Here is an 18,099-nt window from a genome sequence, read left to right as displayed (position 1 = left end):
TTCAGCCGCGTGTTTGCGCGGCGGTGATCGCATGCTTGCGCATGTCCACATTGGCAGAGGGGGTGGAGCCGCGGCCGCTCGGGGCCGCGGCCCGCTCCGGTCAGCCCAGCTTCAGCTCCTGGAAGAAGTCGTTGCCCTTGTCGTCGACGATGATGAAGGCGGGGAAGTCCTCCACCTCGATGCGCCAGATCGCCTCCATGCCGAGTTCGGGGTACTCGACGCACTCGACCTTCTTGATGCAGTCCTGGGCGAGGCGGGCGGCAGCACCGCCGATGGAGCCGAGGTAGAAGCCGCCGTGTGCCTTGCACGCCGCCGTCACCGCGCCGCTGCGGTTGCCCTTGGCCAGCATGACCATGGAGCCGCCGGCTGCCTGGAACTGGTCGACGAAGCTGTCCATGCGGCCCGCCGTGGTCGGCCCGAAGGACCCCGATGCCATGCCCTCCGGCGTCTTGGCCGGGCCGGCATAGTAGATCGGGTGGTTCTTGAAGTAGTCGGGCAGGCCCTGGCCCGCGTCCAGGCGCTGGCGCAGCTTGGCGTGGGCGAGGTCGCGGGCGACGATCAGCGGCCCGGTCAGCGACACCCGGGTGCGGATCGGATGCCGCGAGAGGATGGCGCGGATCTCGTCCATCGGCCGGGTCAGGTCGATCGTGACGACCTCGCCGCCGAGCAGGCCGTCGTCGATCTCCGGCAGGTATTTGGCCGGGTCGGTCTCGAGTTGCTCCAGGAAGATGCCGTCGCGGGTGATCTTGCCCACCGCCTGGCGGTCGGCCGAGCACGAGACGCCGATGCCGATGGGCATGGAGGCGCCGTGGCGCGGCAGGCGGATGACGCGGACGTCGTGGCAGAAATACTTGCCGCCGAACTGCGCGCCGATGCCCATGCCCTGGGTCAGCGTGTGGATCTCCGCCTCCATGGCGAGGTCGCGGAAGGCGTGGGCGTCCGCGCCGCCTTCGGTGGGCAGCGCGTCGAGGTAGCGTGCCGACGCCAGCTTGACCGTCTTCAGGGTCTGCTCGGCGCTCAGCCCGCCGATCACCACCGCCAGGTGGTAGGGCGGGCAGGCGGCGGTGCCGAGGTAGCGGATCTTGTCCTCCAGGAAGGCCAGCAGCCGGTCCGGTGCCAGCACCGACGGGGTGGCCTGGTGCAGGAAGGTCTTGTTGGCCGATCCGCCGCCCTTGGCCATGAACAGGAACTTGTAGGCGTCCTCGCCCTCGGCGTAGATCTCGATCTGGCCGGGCAGGTTGGTCCGGGTGTTCGTCTCCTCGTACATGGAGATCGGCGCCAACTGGCTGTAGCGCAGGTTGCGCTTGAGGTAGGCGTCCTTGACGCCGTCCGCCAGCGCGGCCTCGTCGCCGCCCTTGGTCCAGACCCGCCGGCCCTTCTTGCCCATGATCACCGCGGTGCCGGTGTCCTGGCACATTGGCAGGGTGCCGCCGGCGGCGATGTTGGCGTTCTTCAGCAGGTCCAGCGCGACGAACTTGTCGTTGCCCGACGCCTCGGGGTCGTCGAGGATCGAGCGGACCTGGCGCAGGTGGCCGGGGCGCAGCAGGTGGTTGATGTCGGCGAACGCCGCCTCGGCCAGGAGACGCAGGCCCTCCGGTTCGACCTTCAGCACCTCCTCGCCATCGAACTCGACCACCGAGACGTGGTCGGTGGTCAGGGTGCGGTAGGGGGTGTCGTCCGTCTCAAGCGGGAAGAGGGTGGTCTGTCCCCGGCCAAGGCTCGAATCGTCGGGCATCGTTGTTGTTCCCTCGCATTGCGTCCGGTCCTCGCTGCCCCTCGGCGCGGGCTAGACCGCGGCCCGGGGGCGTTGTCGAGCCCGTTATACACCGCTGGACACGGCGCACAACGGGCGCCAGTGGACCCGCAGCCGATGGGGCCGACCAAGATAAGGCAGGCGACGCTTCGTCGTGGCAGCTTGGTAACGTCGACACCGTTTGGGGGAGGAAACACACGCCAATCGATATTGATTTTATGGTTTTCCCGGTGTTGGAGATGTGACAAACTCATGGTGCGGATGATAATGATATAAGGATGGAAAAAATGCATCCTAAGATCGCAATAATCATCATAGCACTGTCATTTTTGGCTGTCGTTGGGCACGCGCAGCTTGCGCAGGCACAATGCAATCGTTCGTGTACGGTGTGCATTGCTCACAAACCCAAATGGGCGGGCGGCGGGTGTATTGCCAAGGCTGACAACCCATGGTGCGTGGCTGCACGCAATGCGTGTTCAGGGTGTCTGGCTGAAAAAATTGTCGAGGCCGGCGCAACGTACCAGTGCGCCAGTTGCGTGGTCGCGACGGTTGTCGCTTCCGGTGGCAGCGTGACTGTGGCCTGCGCGCTTCCTTGCGGCGGCGCCGTTTTGGCGCAGCAATACAGCGAGATGCAAGGGTGCAGCGGATACTGAGCAGAGGAGTTCGTGACATGCGCTTCGGACCGATGCCGATCGTCGCCATGGCCTTCGCGCTGGTTCTGTCCAGCACGGTCGCAAAGGCCGCTGAGGTGGTTTTGACGCCAAACGAAACAAAGGTCGTTAATGAACTCAACGAAAAGGACAAAGCGCTAAGCGAGTTCGCTGCAAATTACTACCTTCTTCCGTTGGTTCAATTGTTCACATCAAATCCCATCGACGTGGCTGAGGGGGCGTTGATTGAAAGCGGCGTAAAATATTTCTTTGGAGACGAAGAAGGGGCAGGCATGGAGAATAGCCTTGTCCTCATATCAAACTCTCATTGCATTTTACAAGTTAATAAGATAACTTATCATTTATTGAGAGGGGACATATCCCAGAAAAATAAGAAATTCTTTGATGAAATCCGCGAAAAATACGCCAATTGTGGGAAGAGAAACTAGGATCTATTTACATACTATTAACGTATATTGGGAAATATTCAATTCGTAGCTCTTCTTGCCCTGACTAATCTGTGGATGGTGGCTGCTGTCGACGTTCCCGGTGTGGTAAACACTGCATTAGCGGTTCTGGCGCCTCCTTCGGCACTTGCTGTGCCAGACGGTCCACGACGTGGTGTTGATGACCGCCCCGCTGTGGGTAAGGCGACCGCCTGCGCCAGTTATGGCGAACGCTTCGGCGGGGCTCTTACCCACAGCTCCTGCGCTACGGCATCGGACACGACCGGGGGGCGGTTTCTTACAGAGGTGGCGTCGGCCCGTCGCCCCGCGGACGGCCGGACGAGGTCACGCCGCCACGAGCCCGCGATGCTCCAGCAGCGCGTCGATGGTGGGCTCGCGGCCGCGGAAGGCGACGTAGAGCTCCATGGGGTCGCGGGTGTCGCCGGCGCTGTAGATCGCCTCGAGGCGCCGCGCCAGGGCGGGATCGAAGACGTCGCCGCTCTCCCCGAAGGCGGCGAAGCCGTCGGCGTCCAGCACCTCGGCCCAGAGATAGGCGTAGTAGCCGGCGGCGTAGCCGCTGCCGGCGAACAGGTGCTGGAAATGCACCGGGCGGTGGCGCACCACGATCTCGGCCGGCATGCCGATCTTGGCCAGCACCCCGGCCTCGAAGGCGGCGACGTCCAGGTCACCGGCGTCGCTGCGGGTGTGGAATTCCAGGTCCAGCAGCGCGGCGGCGGCGTACTCCACGGTCGCGAAGCCCTGGTTGAAGGTACGCGCCGCCAGCAGGCGCTGCAGCAGGGCGTCGGGGATGGGCGCGCCGGTCTGGTGGTGGCGGGCGAAGCGGCGCAGGGTTTCCGGCGCGGCCAGCCAATGCTCGAACACTTGTGACGGGAATTCCACGAAGTCGCGGCGCACCGCGGTGCCGGACTGCGAGGGATAGCGGACGCGGCTGAGCAGGCCGTGCAGGCCGTGGCCGAACTCGTGGAACAGCGTCTCCGCGTCGTCGAAGCTGAGCAGGGCCGGCTCGCCGCGGGCGAAGTTGTTGTTGTTGACGATGATCGGGCTGACCGGGCCGTCGAAGCTCTCCTGGTCGCGGTAGCTGCTCATCCACGCGCCGGAGCGCTTGCCGGCGCGGGCGACATTGTCGTGCAGGAAGAGGCCGACATGGGCACCGTCGCGGTCGCGCACCTCGTAGGCCCGGACGTCGGGATGGTAGAGGGGCAGGTCGTCGCGCGGGGTGAAGGTCACCCCGAACAGCCGGCCGGCGCAGTCGAAGGCGGCGGCCACCATGTTCTCCAGCACGAAGTACGGTTTGATCTCCGCCTCGTCCAGGTCGTAGGCCACCTTGCGCACCGTCTCGGCGTAGTGGCGCCAGTCCCAGGGCGCGATCGGCTCGTTCATGCCGTCGGCGCGGGCGGCCTCCTGCAGCGCGGCGCGCTCGACCGCCGCCTTGCGCTTGGCCGGCTCCCACACCGCGCGCAGCAGGTCGGCGACCGCCGCCGTGCTCTTGGCCATGGTGTCGTCGAGGCGGTAGTCGGCGTAGGTGGGGTAGCCGAGGAGCCGGGCCTGCTCGGCCCGCAGGGCGACGATCTCGCCGATCAGCGGCGTGTTGTCGTGGTCGCCGGGATTGCCGCCGCGCTGCGTCCACGCCTGGAAGGCGGTTTCGCGCAGATCGCGCCGGGCGGAGAAGGTGAGGAACGGCTCCACCGAGGAGCGCGCCAGGGTGATGACGTAGCGCCCCTCCAGCCCGCGCTCGCGGGCCGCCTGGGCGGCCGCGTCGCGGGCGAAGGCGGGCAGGCCGGCGAGGTCGTCCTCGCCCAGCACGAGCTGCCAGGCCTTCTCGTCGTGCAGCACGTTCTGGGCGAACAGGGTGTGCAGGGTGGCCAGGCGCTCGGAGATCGCCGCCATGCGGGCCTTGGCGGCGGCGTCGAGGCGGGCGCCGCTGCGCACGAAGCCCAGATGCTCGCGCTCCAGCAGGCGGAGCTGGTCGGGCTCCAGCCCCAGCAGCGCCCGCCTCTCGAACAGATGGTCGACCCGGGCGAACAGGTCGGCGTTCAGGGCCACCGCCATGTGGTGCTGGGCCAGCTTGGGCGCCATCTCCCGGGCGACCGCCTCCAGCGCGTCGTCGGTGGCGCTGGCGTTGAGGTTGTAGAACACGTGCGACACCCGGGACAGCAGGCGGCCACCGCGCTCCATCGCCTCCACCGTGTTGGCGAAGGTGGGCGCCGCGGCCTCGCCGGCGATGGCGGCGATCTCCGCGGCGTGCTCCGTCATGGCGCGCGCGAAGGCGGGGGCGAAGTGATCGGCGCGGATGCGGTCGAACGGGGGAAGGCCGAACGGGGTGGTCCAGGCCTCGAAGAACGGGTTCTCGGTCATGCGGTCCTCGTGGTGCGGCACCGGCGAATATGGCGCCGGACGGGGCATGAAAAAAGCCCCTCCTCCCGGGCCGGGGACGAGGGGCTCGATCACGCTGCGGACTCGTGCCGCGGGGGCCGGGATCAGTAGATCGCCGACCACTCCTCGGTGATGTGGGTGACGATGCCGTATTCCTTGGCCGCCTCGGCCTGCATCCAGAAATTCCGGTCGGTGTCCTTGGCGACCCGCTCGTAGGTCTGGCCGGTCTCGCGCGCGATGATGCGGTTGAGCCGCTCGCGCATCTGGATGATTTCCTTCGCCTCGATGGCGATGTCGGTGGCCCGGCCGCCGGCGCCGCCCAGCGGCTGGTGGATCAGGAAGCGGGTGTTGGGCAGGCAGTAGCGGTTCTCGGGCTTGGCCGCCAGGAAGATGTGGCAGCCGGCCGAAGCGACCCAGCCGGTGCCCAGCATCTTCACCTGCGGCTTCACGAACCGGATCATGTCGTGGATGGTGTCGCCCGCCTCGACGTGGCCGCCCGGCGAGTTGACGATCACGCGGATGGGATCGTCGCTCTCGGTCGCCAGCGCCAGGAGCTGCGCCGTGATGCCCTGCGCCAGCTTCATGTCGATCTGGCCGAAGATCAGCACGGTGCGGGATTTGAACAGGCTCTGCTGGACCGCAGCGAAGGGCGGGGCGCTTTCCTTCGACTTCTCGTCCGGCTCGGTGCCCGGTTCGTTCGGATCCTCGTCGTCGAACCGGTAGTGTCCGGCGTGCGCCATCGTTGTCGAACTCCCTGGTGTCTGTCTCCGTGCGGCGAACGCACGTCGCTCTTCCACATAGCCCCTATTCCGTCTCCGTTCAACGCCCGGGGGAGCTTTTGGCGGCGGCGCGTTGACAAAGCGCCGGGGCCGCGCCGCAATGCGGGCGTCGACGGGGCGTCGGGCTGGAGGGTCCATGCACAGGGTTTCGGTCATCGTTCCGGCCTTCCGGGCGGAGCGCACCATCGCCCGGGCGGTGCGCAGCCTGTTGGCGCAAACCTGGGACGCGTGGGAGGCGGTGATCGTCGCCGACGACGGCGCCGACTACCGCGCCATCCTTGCCGCCGCCGGAATCGCCGACCCGCGGCTGCGCTTCGCGTCGACGGGGCGGGTCGGCGCCGGGGCGCCGGCGGCCCGCAACGCCGGGCTCGCCGTGGCGACCGGCGCCCTGGTGGCGCCGCTCGACGCCGACGACCGCTGCACGCCCGACCGCCTGGCGGTCCTGGCGCCGCTGGCGGCGCGCCGTGGGGCTGCGGTCGACAACGTGGCGGTGGTGCGCGACGCCGACGGCGCGGCGCTGTCCACGCTGTTCGCGCCGCACGACGGCGTGGGCGACCTGGACGCCGACGGGTTCCTCGCCACCTCGGTGCCGATGTTCCCGGTGGTGCGCCGCGACCTCTGCCCGCGCTGGTCGGAGGACGTGGCCTTCTGCGACGACGTGGTGTTCAACGTCCACGTCCTCGACCGCGCCGGCGCCATGCCCCTGGTGGGCCGCCCGCTCTACGAGTACCGCCAGCGCGAGGGGTCGATCACCTTCGCCGCCGACGCCGGAGAGCGGGCGGAACGCTGCTACCGGCACGTGCTGGCCCGGCTGGCCGGCGACGGCCTGGGCATCGCCGACGTGTCCTTGCGCCGCCGCTTCGCCGCCGCCCTGGAGCGCAAGCGTGCCCTCAACGCCGCCTACGAGGCGGCCCATCGCGCCGGGCGCTGCGCCAACTTCCAGGAGTTCCTGGCGCAGCAGGGCGCTGGCCCGTGACCCCCGGCTAGGCCCGGGCCAGCAGTTCCAGGGCGTGGCACAGCAGGCGTCCGTCGGCGGCGCCGCGCAGGCAGCCGTAGCGGCCCCACAGGGCCGCGCCGTCCGCCGCGCCGAGGGCGGCGGCCAGCGGCGGGTCGGCGGCGGTCCGCAGGAAGGCCAGCGGCTCCGCCCGGTGGGCGACCCCGGCCTCGTCCAGCAGCCGGCCGAAGGCGGTGTCGGAGCCGGTCATCCCGGCGTGGACCGAGGAGGGCAGGGCCTCGCAATCGACACGGATCGCCGCCAGCGCCGCCGCCCGCGGCCCCGCCGCGGTGACGGCGTGCAGCACCACCAGCCGGGAGAGCGTGCGCCCCGCCGGGCCGGCGGCCTCCCACTGCGCCAGCCGCTGCACGCGGATCGGCCCGCCCCAGCGCGCCGCCAGCGTCCCGGTCATGCCCGCGCGGTGGGCCAGCAGCGCGCGGAAGCGCGGGGGAAGCGCGTCCTCGGGCACCGCCTCCGGCACCCGGCGGCTGCCGATCGCCGCCAGGAAGGGGGCCAGGAAATCCGCCGGGTCCGTCATCCGATCCTTGCCGTCCCCTCGTCGTGTCGTCGCTGTGGCATCCGCCGGCGAACCGTGCTCTCATCCGCCCACGGATGGATGACACGGGGACGACGATGCTGCGGCTGTACGACAATCTCTCGTCGGGCAACGGATACAAGTGCCGGCTGATCCTGCACAAGCTGGGAATCGCCTACGACCGGGTCGAGCTCGACATCGACCGGCGGGAGACACGGGCCGCCGCCTTCCTGGCCAAGAACCCCAACGGTCGCATCCCGGCCCTGGAGCTGGCGGACGGGACGGTGCTGGCGGAGTCCAACGCCATCCTCTGCTACCTTGCCGAGGGGACGGCGCTGCTGCCGGGCGACCGGCTGGAGCGGGCCCAGGCGCTGCAATGGATGTTCTTCGAGCAGTACAGCCACGAGCCGAACATCGCCACGGTGCGGTATTGGATCGCCCACCACGTGCCGATGACCGAGGAGCGCACCCTGGCGCTGCCGGGCAAACGGGCATCGGGATACGACGCCCTGGCGGTGATGGAGGGGCATCTGGCGGAGCGGGATTTCTTCGTCGGCCATGGCCTGACGGTCGCCGACATCGCGCTCTACGCCTACACCCACGTGGCGCACGAGGGCGGATTCGATCTCGGGGGGTACCCGCGGGTGCGGACCTGGCTCGACCGCGTCGCGACGCAGGAGCGGCACATTCCCATCACCCTGGACCCGGTGGGCGCCGGCTAGAACCAGCCCAGGGCCCGGCCGGCGGCGGCGGCCAGAACCGACAGCACCGTCGCCAGCACCGCCGCGCGCACCACGCGGTGGCGCAAGGGCGCCTTGTTGTCGTTGGCCACGGACGCGAACCGCAGGCGGCGGGCCGGAACGATGGCCTCCGGCGGGGGGCGGGTGGCTCCTCCGGAGCCACCCGTTCCGAACTGCGTCGTGGACCGGTTAGCCACGCTCGGCAAGCGGCACGTAGGCGCGCTTGGTCTGGCCGGTGTAGAGCTGGCGCGGGCGGCCGATCTTCTGGACGGGGTCCTCGATCATCTCCTTCCACTGGGAAATCCAGCCGACGGTGCGCGCCACCGCGAACAGCACGGTGAACATGCTGGTCGGGAAGCCCATCGCCTTGAGGATGATGCCGGAGTAGAAATCGACATTCGGGTACAGCTTCTTCTCGACGAAGTAGTCGTCCTCGAGCGCAATTTTCTCCAGCTCCATGGCGATGTCGAGCAACGGCTCGTCCTTGACGCCGAGCTCGCCCAGAACCTCGTGGCAGGTATTGCGCATGACCTGGGCGCGCGGGTCGTAGTTCTTGTACACGCGGTGGCCGAAGCCCATGAGGCGGAAGTTGTCGTTCTTGTCCTTGGCCCGCTTCACGATCTCCGGGATGCGGTCGACCGAGCCGATCTCCTGCAGCATCTTCAGCACGGCCTCGTTGGCGCCGCCGTGGGCGGGGCCCCACAGCGAGGCGATGCCGGCGGCGATGCAGGCGAACGGGTTGGCGCCCGACGAGCCGGCGAGGCGGACCGTCGAGGTCGACGCGTTCTGCTCGTGGTCGGCGTGCAGGATGAAGATCTTGTCCATGGCCTTGGACAGGATCGGGTTGACCTTGAACGGCTCGCACGGCGTGCCGAACGTCATGTAGAGGAAGTTCTCCGCGTAGGTCAGGTCGTTGCGCGGATACATGAAGGGCTGGCCCATGGCGTACTTGTACGTCATGGCGGCGATGGTCGGCACCTTGGCGATCAGGCGGTGCGCGGCGATCTTGCGCTGCACCGGATCGTCGATGTCCGTGGAATCATGGTAGAAGGCCGAGAGCGCGCCGATCACGCCGCACATCACCGCCATCGGGTGGGCGTCGCGCCGGAAGCCGCTGAAGAAGCGGGTCAGCTGCTCGTGCACCATGGTGTGGCGGCGGATGATGTTCTCGAACTCCTGCTTCTCCGCCGCGTTGGGCAGGTGGTTGTTCAGCAGGAGGAAGCACACTTCGGGGAAGTCGCAGTGCTCGGCGAGATCGTCGATGGCATAGCCGCGGTGGAGGAGGACGCCCTCGTCGCCGTCGATGTAGGTGATCTGCGATTCGCAGCTGCCGGTCGAGGTGAAACCCGGATCGTAGGTGAAATGGCCGGTCTCCGCGTAAAGCTTGCGGATGTCGATCACGCTGGGGCCGGTCGAGCCGTGCATGACGGGAAGCGTCACCTGCTTGCCCGTGCGGTTGTCGATCAGGGTGACGGTGTCGTTGGACGACGACTCGTTCTGGGTCATCTCGGCACGTCCTTATTTATGGGTTGGGGGCCTTCCCGCCCGTGCAGAATCGGCGCAGCATAGTTCCGCGGCCGCCGGATATCAACGCACGGGACATCGCCGGCGCCCGCGTCGCCCGGGGGTGGCGTTCGGCTGCGATGGGCGTCCGCGGGCATCGGCGTCGGTGTCCTGTTCGTGGCACCGCCAGGGTGCCGCGGAGATTTAACACATTCACGCGCCGGTGGGAGCCATTCCATGGAGGCAGGGCGGTGCCGCGGTGAGTGACGCGATGGCGGTGGCGATGGCGGGGAACCGGCGGGGCGCGCTGGCCACGCTGCTGGCGGCCGAGCGCGACCGCTGGGCGCTGTGGACGCCGGTCGGGCTCGGCACCGGCATCGCCGTCTATTTCGCGTTGCCGGCGGAGCCGGAGGCCTGGCCGGCGGCGGCCCTGCTGCCGCTGGCCGCCGCCGCGGCATGGGCCGCCCGGCGGCGCCCGGCGGTGCTGGCGGCGGCCCTGGCGGTGCTGGCGATCGCCGCCGGTTTCGCCGCGGCGCAGGCGCGCACGGCGCTGGTCGCCGCCCCCCTGCTGGAGCGCGCCACCCGCGCGGTGGCGGTCACCGGACGCGTCGTCGACGTCGAGCGCCAGGCCCGCGGCGGGCGGGTGGTGCTGGCCGACCCGGTGGTGGAGGGGCTGGAGCCGGCGGCGACGCCCCGCCGCGTGCGGGTGCGCCTGCTCGCCCGCGGGGCGCTGCCGCCGCCCGGCGCGGTGGTGCGCCTGCGGGCCTCGCTGCGCCCGCCGCCCGCCCCGGCCGCCCCGGGCGCCTTCGATTTCCGCCGCCACGCCTTCTTCGACGGCATCGGCGCCGTCGGCTACGCCCTGGGCCGGCCGGACCTGGTCGAGGCGCCGCCGCCGGGCGGCTGGCAGGCGGTGCAGGTGGCGCTGGAGGCGGCGCGCGACTCCGTCGCCACGCGGGTCGCGGCGATCGTCGAGGGGCCGGCCGGCGGCATCACCACGGCGCTTCTGAACGGCGAGCCCTCGGGCATTCCCGAGCCCGCCCTGCAGGCGATGCGGGACAGCGGGCTGGCCCACCTGCTGTCGATCTCCGGGTTGCACATCGGCCTCGTCGCCGGGCTGGTGTTCTTCGCGGTGCGCGCCCTGCTGGCCCTGGTCGAGCCGGTGGCGCTGCGCTGGCCGATCAAGAAGATCGCCGCCGCCGCCGGGCTGGTGGCCGCGGTCGCCTACACCATGATGGTGGGCGCGCCGGTGCCGACCCTGCGTTCGGTGCTGATGACCGGGGTGGTGCTGGCGGCGGTCATGCTGGACCGCGACCCCTTCAGCATGCGCCTGGTGGCCTTCGCCGCCTGTGTCGTCCTGCTGGTCCTGCCCGACGGGATGCTCGGACCCAGCTTCCAGATGTCGTTCGCCGCGGTGGTGGCGCTGATCGCCACCTACGAGCTCGTGGCGCCGGGCCTGGCGCGGTGGCGCACCGGCCAGGGCTGGATCGGCCGGGCCGCCCTCTACGCCGGGGGGCTGGCGCTGACCAGCGTGGTCGCCTCGACGGCGACCGCACCCTTTGCGCTCCATCACTTCCAGACGGTGACCTTCTACGGCGTCCTGGCCAATCTGGTGGCGGTGCCGGTGACGTCCTTCTGGGTGATGCCGGCGGGGCTTGCCGCCTATCTGCTGATGCCGCTGGGGCTGGAGGCGCCGGCGCTGGTCGTCATGGGCTGGGGCGTGGCCGCCGTGCTGTGGACCGCGGAGACGGTGAGCGCCCTGCCGGGCGCCGTCGCCGTGGTGCCGGCGATGCCGGCCTGGGGGGTGGCGGTCGTCGCCCTGGGCGGCCTGTGGCTGGCGCTGTGGCGGCGGCCCTGGCGGCTGCTCGGCGTGCCGTGCCTGGTCTTCGGCCTGGCCACCCCGGCCCTGATGGAGCGGCCCGACGTGCTGGTCGCCGGGGAGGGCGATCTGGTCGCGGTGCGCACCGCCGACGGTGGCCTGTCCTTCTCGTCGGCCCGCGGACAGCGCTTCACCGCCGACGTCTGGCTGCGCCGCGACGGCGCCCGCGCCCGCGCGGCGCCGTGGCCGACGGCCGGGCGCAGCGCCGACGGGCGGCTCTCCTGCGACGCCCTGGGCTGCGTCTATCGTGCGGCGGGGCGGGCGGTGGCCCTGGTCCGCGCCCCGGAGGCCCTGGTGGAGGATTGCGGCCTCGCCGACGCCGTCGTCAGCGTCGAGGCGGCGGGCGGCTGCCGGGCGCCGGTGGTGGTCGACCGCTGGGACCGCTGGCGCAAGGGCGCCCACGCCCTCTACCTGTCGCCCGCCGGCGTGCGGGTGGAGGACGCCCGGAGCTGGCGCGGCGAACGGCCCTGGACGGGGCGGTGAGCGTTCCCCCCGCCGCACGGCGCGCGGCGGTCAGTACTTGCGGATCAGCCCGACCAGCCGGCCCTGCACCCGCACCCGGTCGGCGCCGAAGATGCGCGTCTCGTAGGCCGCGTTGGCGGGCTCGAGGGCGATGGTGTGGCCCTTGCGGCGCAGCCGCTTCAGCGTCGCCTCGTGGTTGTCGACCAGGGCCACCACGATGGCGCCGCTGTCGGCGGTGTCGCAGCGCTGGATCACCACGGTGTCGCCGTCGAGAATGCCCGCCTCGACCATCGAATCGCCGGACACCTCCAGGGCGTAATGCTCGCCCGGGGTCAGCATGGTCGCGGGGATGTCGACCACCGCCGAGCCGTCGCGCAGCGCCTCGATCGGCGTGCCGGCGGCGATCCGGCCGTAGAGCGGCAGCTGCACCGTCTCGGCCGGCGCCACCACCTCGCGCCCCGGCATGGCGCCGGAGAAATCGCCGCGGATGACGTTGGGCTGGAACCGCGGCCGCGGCGCCCGCACCGCCGCCGCCGCATCGCCCGGCGGGGCGGCGTCCGCCGCGCCGGGCGACGGCACGGCCGCGGCGGCCGCGGCGGCCGCGGCGGCATGGCGGGGCTGCTCCATGCCCTCGGGCAGGCGCGTCACCTCGAGCGCCCGGGCGCGGTGCGGCAGGCGGCGGATGAACCCGCGCTCCTCCAGCCCGGTGATCAGGCGGTGGATGCCCGACTTGGACTTCAGCCCCAGCGCGTCCTTCATCTCGTCGAAGGAGGGCGAGACGCCCCCCTGTCCCAACCGCTCGTGGATGAAGAGCAGGAGTTCCTGCTGCTTGCGCGTGAGCATGCGTGCCTCCCCGAACCGGGCGAACCGGCGGAACCAGATGGCCGAACCGAATCGGAACAAATGTAAAACGACTTGGTTTGTTCTAGTTTGGTTCCGCGGCCTCGTCAAGCCTGAAACGGTGCCCCGGTGGAAAAGATAACCGCCGAGTCGCCGTCTGGTCAAAGCTCCAGAAAGCCACCGCCGAGCGGCAGGATCGCCACCCGGTCGCCCTGCCGTGCCGGCGGCGCGTGGGGCGGGCGCAGGACCAGAGCGTCGGCCCAGGCCATGCGGGTGGTCATGGCGGCGTCCTGGCGGGGGAACGGGGTGGCGACGGCCTCCCCGTCATCGGTCCAGGAGAGCGTCGCGCGGACATGGTCGGCGCGGTCACCGTTCGCCGGCAGCGGCGCGGCCAGGCGGGCGAAGCGCTGCGGCCCGTCCTCGGCGGGCAGCCCCTGAAAGGCCCGCAGCATGGGCTTGAGGAACAGCACCGCGGCCACCGCCGCCGACACCGGGTTGCCCGGCAGGCCGAGCAGGCGGCGCCCGGCGGCCTGCCCGAACAGGATGCCCTTGGCGGGCCGCATGGCCACGCCGTGGACGGCCGGCGCCCCGCCGATCAGGCCGCGCACCAGGTCGTGGTCGCCCTGGGCGGCGCCGCCGGCGGTCACCAGAAGATCGGCGCCGTCGGCCGCGGCGACCCGCTCGGCCAGGGCGGCGGGGTCGTCGGCGACGACGCCCAGGTTGTGGGCGACGCCGCCCTGGGAGTCCACCAGGGCGCACAGGCCGAAGGCGTTGGAGCTGATGATCTGGCTCGGGCCCAGGGGGTCGCCGGGCAGGCGCACCTCGTCGCCGGTGGCCAGCACGGCCACGCGGGGGCGTCGTCGCACCGACAGCCAGGGCACGTTGGCGCCGGCGGCGAGCGCCACGTCGCGGCTGGTCAGCCGGCGGCCGGCGGCCAGCACCGCACTGCCGGCGGTGAAATCGAGGCCGGGCGGGCGGACGAAGCGGCCGGGCGCCACGGCGCGGCCGACGCGCACCCCGGCGCCGCCGTCGGCGGGCTCGCAGTCCTCCTGCATGACCACCGCGTCGGCGCCGGCGGGCAGCGGCGCGCCGGTGAAGATCCGCACCGCCTCGCCGGGCCCGACGGTGCCGGGAAAGGCATGGCCGGCGGCGGCCTCGCCGACGCGGCGCAGGATCACCGGGGCGCCGGCCGACGCCCCGGCGACGTCGGCGGCGCGCACCGCCCAGCCGTCCATCATCGACGCCGCGAAGGGCGGCTGGGTCAGCCGGGCCACCACCGGCTCGGCCAGCACCCGGCCCAGCGCCGCGGTCAGCGGCACCGTTTCGGCGGGCAGGGGCGGGCAGGCGGCCAGCATGCGCGCCCGCGCCTCGTCCACGCTCAGGAGCGGCGGCGTCATGCCGGTGCCGCGCCCCAGTCGCCGCTCTTGCCGCCGGCCTTGTGGACCAGGCGGACCTCGGTGATGGTCATGCCGCGGTCGACCGCCTTGCACATGTCGTAGACCGTCAGGGCCGCCACCGTCACCGCGGTCAGCGCCTCCATCTCCACGCCGGTTTGCCCGGTCACCAGGCAGGTCGCCTCGATGTCCACGGCGTTGCGGGCGGGATCGACCGTCAGGTCGACCGTGACGGAGGTCAGCATCAGCGGGTGGCACAGCGGGATCAGGTCGGGCGTGCGCTTGGCGCCCATGATCCCGGCGAGCCGCGCCACCGACAGCACGTCGCCCTTCTTGAACCCGCGGTCGAGGATGCGCCGCACCGTCTCCGGCTGCATCAGCACGCTGCCGCGCGCGGTGGCCGTGCGCGCGGTCGACGCCTTGTCCGAGACGTCGACCATGACGGCCCGGCCTTCGCTGTCGAAATGGGTGAACCCGCCGCTCATCGCGCCTCCCCCGACCCGCAGGTCGTCTCCGTGATCCGGCCGCCGCGACGCTCAGGCGGGGTCCGCCAGCAGGGCGCGTGTTGCGGCGGCGACGTCGTCCTGGCGCATCAGGGATTCGCCCACCAGGAAACAGCGCGCCCCGATCCGTGCCATGCGCGCCAGGTCCGCCGGGCTGTTCAAGCCGCTTTCCGCGACCAGGGTGCGGCCCGCCGGCAGATGCGGCGCCAGGTCTTCCGTTGTCGCAAGATCGACCGCCAAGGTCTTGAGATTGCGGTTGTTCACACCATAGAGCGCGACGTCCAGCCGGAGCGCGCGATCGAGCTCCGGGCGGTCGTGGACCTCGACCAGCACGTCCATGCCCCAGCCATGGGCGGCGGCGGCCAGCTCCGCCGCCTGGCCGTCGTCGAGGGCGGCCATGATCAGCAGGATGCAGTCGGCGCCCAGCGCCCGCGCCTCGGCCACCTGGTAGGGGTCGAGCATGAAGTCCTTGCGCAGGGCCGGCAGGTCGACGGCGGCGCGCGCGGCGACCAGGTACTCGTCGCGGCCGTGGAAGTAGGGCTCGTCGGTCAGCACCGACAGGCAGAACGCGCCGCCCAGCGCGTAGGCGCGGGCCAGCGCCGGCGGGTCGAAGTCGGGCCGGATCACGCCCTTGGACGGGCTGGCCTTCTTGATCTCGGCGATCAGCCCGTAGCGGCCGTCGGCGACGGCGCGGCGGAGGGCGGCGGCGAAGCCGCGCGGTGCCCCGGCGGCGCGCGCCGCCTCCTCGACCTCGGCCAGGGGGCGGGCGAACTTGCGCGCCGCAACCAACGCCCGCTTGGCGTCGCAGATGCGGGTCAGGACATCGCTCATACGGTGGGAATCGCTTCGTTGGTGATGGCGACAAGGCGGGCCAGGACGTCGCGGGCCGCCCCGCTGTCGATGGCGTGGCGGGCGCGGTCGACGCCGCCGCGCAGGTCCTGCGCCGTGCCGGCCACCACCAGGGCGGCGGCGGCGTTGAGCAGGACGATGTCGCGGTAGGCGCCGTGGGCGCCGTCGAGCAGCGCGCGGATCGCCGCGGCGTTGGTGGCGGCGTCGCCGCCCTTCAGCGCCTCGGGCGAGGCGACGAACAGGCCGGCGTCCTGGGGCTCGACGTCGAACACGGTGATGGCGCCGTCGCGCAGCTGCGCCACCCGCGTCGGCCCGGTGGTGGTGATCTCGTCCAGCCCGTCGCTGCCGTGCACCACCCACGCGGCCTCGGAGCCCAGCCGCTTCAGCACCTGGGCCAGCGGTTCCACCCACTGGGCGGCGAACACGCCGAGGAGCTGGCGCCGGGCGCCGGCCGGGTTGGACAGCGGCCCCAGCAGGTTGAAGACGGTGCGCGTGCCCAGCTCCACCCGGGTCGGCCCAACGTTGCGCATGGCCAGGTGGTGGCGCGGCGCCATCAGAAAGCCGATGCCGGCTTCCCACAGCGCCTTCTTCACCAGCGCCATGTCGCAGTCCAGGTTGACGCCCAGCGCCGCCAGCACGTCGGCGGCCCCCGACTTGGACGACATGGCGCGGTTGCCGTGCTTGGCCACCGGCACGCCGCAGGCCGCCACGACCAGGGCGGCGGCGGTGGAGATGTTGTAGGTGCCGGCGCCGTCGCCGCCGGTGCCGCAGGTGTCGATGGTGCCGGGCGGCGCGGCCACCGGCACCGCCTTGGCGCGCATGATCCGGGCCGCCCCGGCGATCTCGTCGACGCTCTCGCCGCGCACCCGCAGCGCCATCAGGAAGCCGCCCATCTGCGACGGCGTGGCGTTGCCCGACATGATGATGTCGAAGGCGCGCCCGGCGTCGGCCTCCCCCAGGCGCGCGCCCGACGCGACACGGCCGAGGATGGCCTTCATGTCGGCGAGGTCGCCGGACCCGGGCTGGCTCATGCTGCGGTCTCCAGCGGGCGGGTGGTGGTCAGGAAGGTCTTGAGGATGGCGTGGCCGTGCTCGCTCTCGATGCTCTCGGGGTGGAACTGCACGCCGTGGATCGGCAGCTCCTTGTGCATCAGCGCCATGATCAGGCCGTCGGCGGTTTCGCCGGTGACGCGCAGGCATTCCGGCAGGCTGCCGCGCTCGACGATCAGCGAATGGTAGCGGGTGGCGCGGAACGGCGAGGGCAGGCCGGCCAGCACGCCGCGCCCCTCGTGGTGGATGGAGTCGACCTTGCCGTGCATCGGCAGGGGCGCCCGCACGACGTTGCCGCCGAAGGCCTGGCCGATCGCCTGGTGGCCCAGGCACACCCCCAGCAGCGGCATCCGCGTCCGCTCCGCCGCGGCGATCAGGGGCAGGCAGATGCCGGCCTTGTCGGGGTCGCAGGGGCCGGGGGACAGCACGATGCCGTCGGGCTTGAGGGCCATCGCCTCGGCGACCGTGAGGGCGTCGTTGCGGCGCACCACCACCTCGGCCCCGAGCTCGCCCAGGTAATGGACGAGGTTGTAGGTGAAGCTGTCGTAGTTGTCGATCAGGAGCAGCATGGCAGCGGTCCGCCGTTCCGGCCTCGTTCACGGGGCGCTACCCTAACCGGCCGGTCGGCGGATTTCCAGCGTCGCGGCCGTGTCCGCACACCGGGCGCGCCGGCCGCGCAGCCGGCGGGCAGCGGGGGCGCGCGAAACGCGCTTGACCTTCCCGCCACTGGAAGGCGGAGTGTGCCGGTGCTGCGCCGGCGCGTTCCCGCGCCGGCACGGCCGCGCCGTCGCACCGCATCCGGGACCCGCCATGAACATCGGCACCGTCGCCAGCCGCTCCGGCGTACCGGCGAAGACGATCCGCTACTACGAGAGCGTCGGCCTGATCCCCTCGGCGGGGCGGACCGCCGCCGGCTACCGCGTCTACGGCGAGCGCGACGTGGCCACCCTGCGGTTCATCCACAGCGCCCGGTCGCTGGGCTTCCCGGTGAAGGAGGTGGCGGCGCTGCTGGCGCTCTGGCACGACCGGGAGCGGGCCAGCGGCGATGTGCGCGCGCTGGCGCTGAACCATATCGCCGCCATCGACGCCAAGGTCGCCGAGCTGCTGACCATGCGGGGCACGCTGCAGCATCTGGTCGACCATTGCGCCGGCGACCACCGGCCCGACTGCCCGATCCTGGACGGCATCGCCGACCCGTCGCGCCGCGCCGGCGCGACACGGCGGGTGCCGGCCGCCTTCGGCCGGGGCCGGGCGGGCGGCGGCCGCCGCTTACCGCGCCGCGCGCTCATCGCCCGGGCTGCCCGGCGTCGTGGCAGCCGCCGGCCGCGCCGG

General features: G+C 71.5%; 17 protein-coding genes. 6 read left to right on the top strand and 11 right to left on the bottom strand.

All coding sequences use genetic code 11. The annotated features are described in order from the left end of the window. Nucleotides 1–100: 100 nt before the first annotated feature. Nucleotides 101–1,735, bottom strand: a complete 1,635-nt coding sequence (locus tag AC6H2I_RS25055; RefSeq protein WP_497503490.1) for a fumarate hydratase — start codon at nt 1,733–1,735, stop codon at nt 101–103. A gap of 305 nt (nt 1,736–2,040) precedes the next feature. On the opposite strand from AC6H2I_RS25055, the gene AC6H2I_RS25050 reads away from it, so the two are divergent. Both AC6H2I_RS25050 and AC6H2I_RS25045 read left to right on the top strand, forming a co-directional pair. Further along, a complete protein-coding gene (locus AC6H2I_RS25050) occupies nt 2,041–2,406 on the top strand; it encodes a hypothetical protein (RefSeq protein ID WP_497503489.1) in 366 nt (121 codons plus the stop codon). 17 nt (nt 2,407–2,423) lie between these two features. Then, a complete protein-coding gene (locus AC6H2I_RS25045) occupies nt 2,424–2,852 on the top strand; it encodes a hypothetical protein (protein WP_497503488.1) in 429 nt (142 codons plus the stop codon). A 342-nt stretch (nt 2,853–3,194) separates the two neighbouring features. Here the strand turns inward: AC6H2I_RS25045 and AC6H2I_RS25040 are convergent, their stop codons facing one another. Both AC6H2I_RS25040 and AC6H2I_RS25035 read right to left on the bottom strand, forming a co-directional pair. Next, nucleotides 3,195–5,225, bottom strand: coding sequence for a M3 family metallopeptidase (locus AC6H2I_RS25040; protein ID WP_497503487.1), 2,031 nt, complete (start codon nt 5,223–5,225; stop codon nt 3,195–3,197). 122 nt (nt 5,226–5,347) lie between these two features. Then, entirely contained in the window at nt 5,348–5,983 is a 636-nt protein-coding gene (locus AC6H2I_RS25035; RefSeq protein WP_497503486.1) for an ATP-dependent Clp protease proteolytic subunit, read from the bottom strand. A gap of 175 nt (nt 5,984–6,158) precedes the next feature. Here AC6H2I_RS25035 and AC6H2I_RS25030 point away from each other — a divergent pair, with 175 nt between their 5' ends. Beyond that, on the top strand, nt 6,159–6,998 hold the full coding sequence (locus AC6H2I_RS25030; RefSeq protein ID WP_497503485.1) for a glycosyltransferase family 2 protein: 840 nt from the start codon (nt 6,159–6,161) through the stop codon (nt 6,996–6,998). Between the two features lie 7 nt (nt 6,999–7,005). Here the strand turns inward: AC6H2I_RS25030 and AC6H2I_RS25025 are convergent, their stop codons facing one another. Next, nucleotides 7,006–7,554, bottom strand: a complete 549-nt coding sequence (locus AC6H2I_RS25025) for a hypothetical protein (RefSeq protein WP_497503484.1) — start codon at nt 7,552–7,554, stop codon at nt 7,006–7,008. Between the two features lie 95 nt (nt 7,555–7,649). Here AC6H2I_RS25025 and AC6H2I_RS25020 point away from each other — a divergent pair, with 95 nt between their 5' ends. After that, nucleotides 7,650–8,273, top strand: coding sequence for a glutathione S-transferase family protein (locus AC6H2I_RS25020; protein ID WP_497503483.1), 624 nt, complete (start codon nt 7,650–7,652; stop codon nt 8,271–8,273). Between the two features lie 207 nt (nt 8,274–8,480). On the opposite strand, the gene gltA is transcribed toward AC6H2I_RS25020, so the two are convergent. Next, a complete protein-coding gene (gltA, locus tag AC6H2I_RS25015; protein ID WP_497503482.1) occupies nt 8,481–9,797 on the bottom strand; it encodes a citrate synthase in 1,317 nt (438 codons plus the stop codon). A 256-nt stretch (nt 9,798–10,053) separates the two neighbouring features. Here gltA and AC6H2I_RS25010 point away from each other — a divergent pair, with 256 nt between their 5' ends. Further along, nucleotides 10,054–12,153, top strand: a complete 2,100-nt coding sequence (locus AC6H2I_RS25010; RefSeq protein ID WP_497503481.1) for a ComEC/Rec2 family competence protein — start codon at nt 10,054–10,056, stop codon at nt 12,151–12,153. Between the two features lie 30 nt (nt 12,154–12,183). Here AC6H2I_RS25010 and lexA read toward each other — a convergent pair whose 3' ends face one another. The 6 genes from lexA to AC6H2I_RS24980 form a co-directional block, all read right to left on the bottom strand. Further along, entirely contained in the window at nt 12,184–12,975 is a 792-nt protein-coding gene (gene lexA / locus AC6H2I_RS25005; RefSeq protein ID WP_497503480.1) for a transcriptional repressor LexA, read from the bottom strand. A gap of 158 nt (nt 12,976–13,133) precedes the next feature. Next, a complete protein-coding gene (locus tag AC6H2I_RS25000; RefSeq protein WP_497503479.1) occupies nt 13,134–14,369 on the bottom strand; it encodes a molybdopterin molybdotransferase MoeA in 1,236 nt (411 codons plus the stop codon). Continuing rightward, complete coding sequence (moaC, locus tag AC6H2I_RS24995; RefSeq protein ID WP_497503478.1) at nt 14,366–14,851, bottom strand: cyclic pyranopterin monophosphate synthase MoaC; 486 nt, start codon at nt 14,849–14,851, stop codon at nt 14,366–14,368. The genes AC6H2I_RS25000 and moaC overlap by 4 nt, the downstream gene beginning before the upstream one ends. A 51-nt stretch (nt 14,852–14,902) precedes the next feature. Then, nucleotides 14,903–15,700: an indole-3-glycerol phosphate synthase TrpC gene (gene trpC / locus AC6H2I_RS24990; RefSeq protein WP_497503477.1), complete on the bottom strand. Its 798-nt coding sequence runs from the start codon at nt 15,698–15,700 to the stop codon at nt 14,903–14,905. Continuing rightward, complete coding sequence (trpD, locus tag AC6H2I_RS24985) at nt 15,697–16,749, bottom strand: anthranilate phosphoribosyltransferase (protein WP_497503476.1); 1,053 nt, start codon at nt 16,747–16,749, stop codon at nt 15,697–15,699. The genes trpC and trpD overlap by 4 nt, the downstream gene beginning before the upstream one ends. After that, the gene (locus tag AC6H2I_RS24980; protein WP_497503475.1) at nt 16,746–17,336 is read right to left on the bottom strand and encodes an anthranilate synthase component II; all 591 of its coding nucleotides are present in this window, start codon (nt 17,334–17,336) and stop codon (nt 16,746–16,748) included. The genes trpD and AC6H2I_RS24980 overlap by 4 nt, the downstream gene beginning before the upstream one ends. Nucleotides 17,337–17,577: 241 nt before the next feature. Between AC6H2I_RS24980 and cueR the strand changes: the two genes are divergently transcribed. Next, nucleotides 17,578–18,099 (top strand): Cu(I)-responsive transcriptional regulator (cueR, locus tag AC6H2I_RS24975; protein WP_497503474.1); only part of this gene is annotated, 522 nt, incomplete at its 3' end.

This window comes from Azospirillum sp. NS33, from assembly GCF_059703765.1.
Note: the sequence above shows the minus strand (reverse complement) of the source record. Positions and strands in the feature narration are given on the sequence as shown.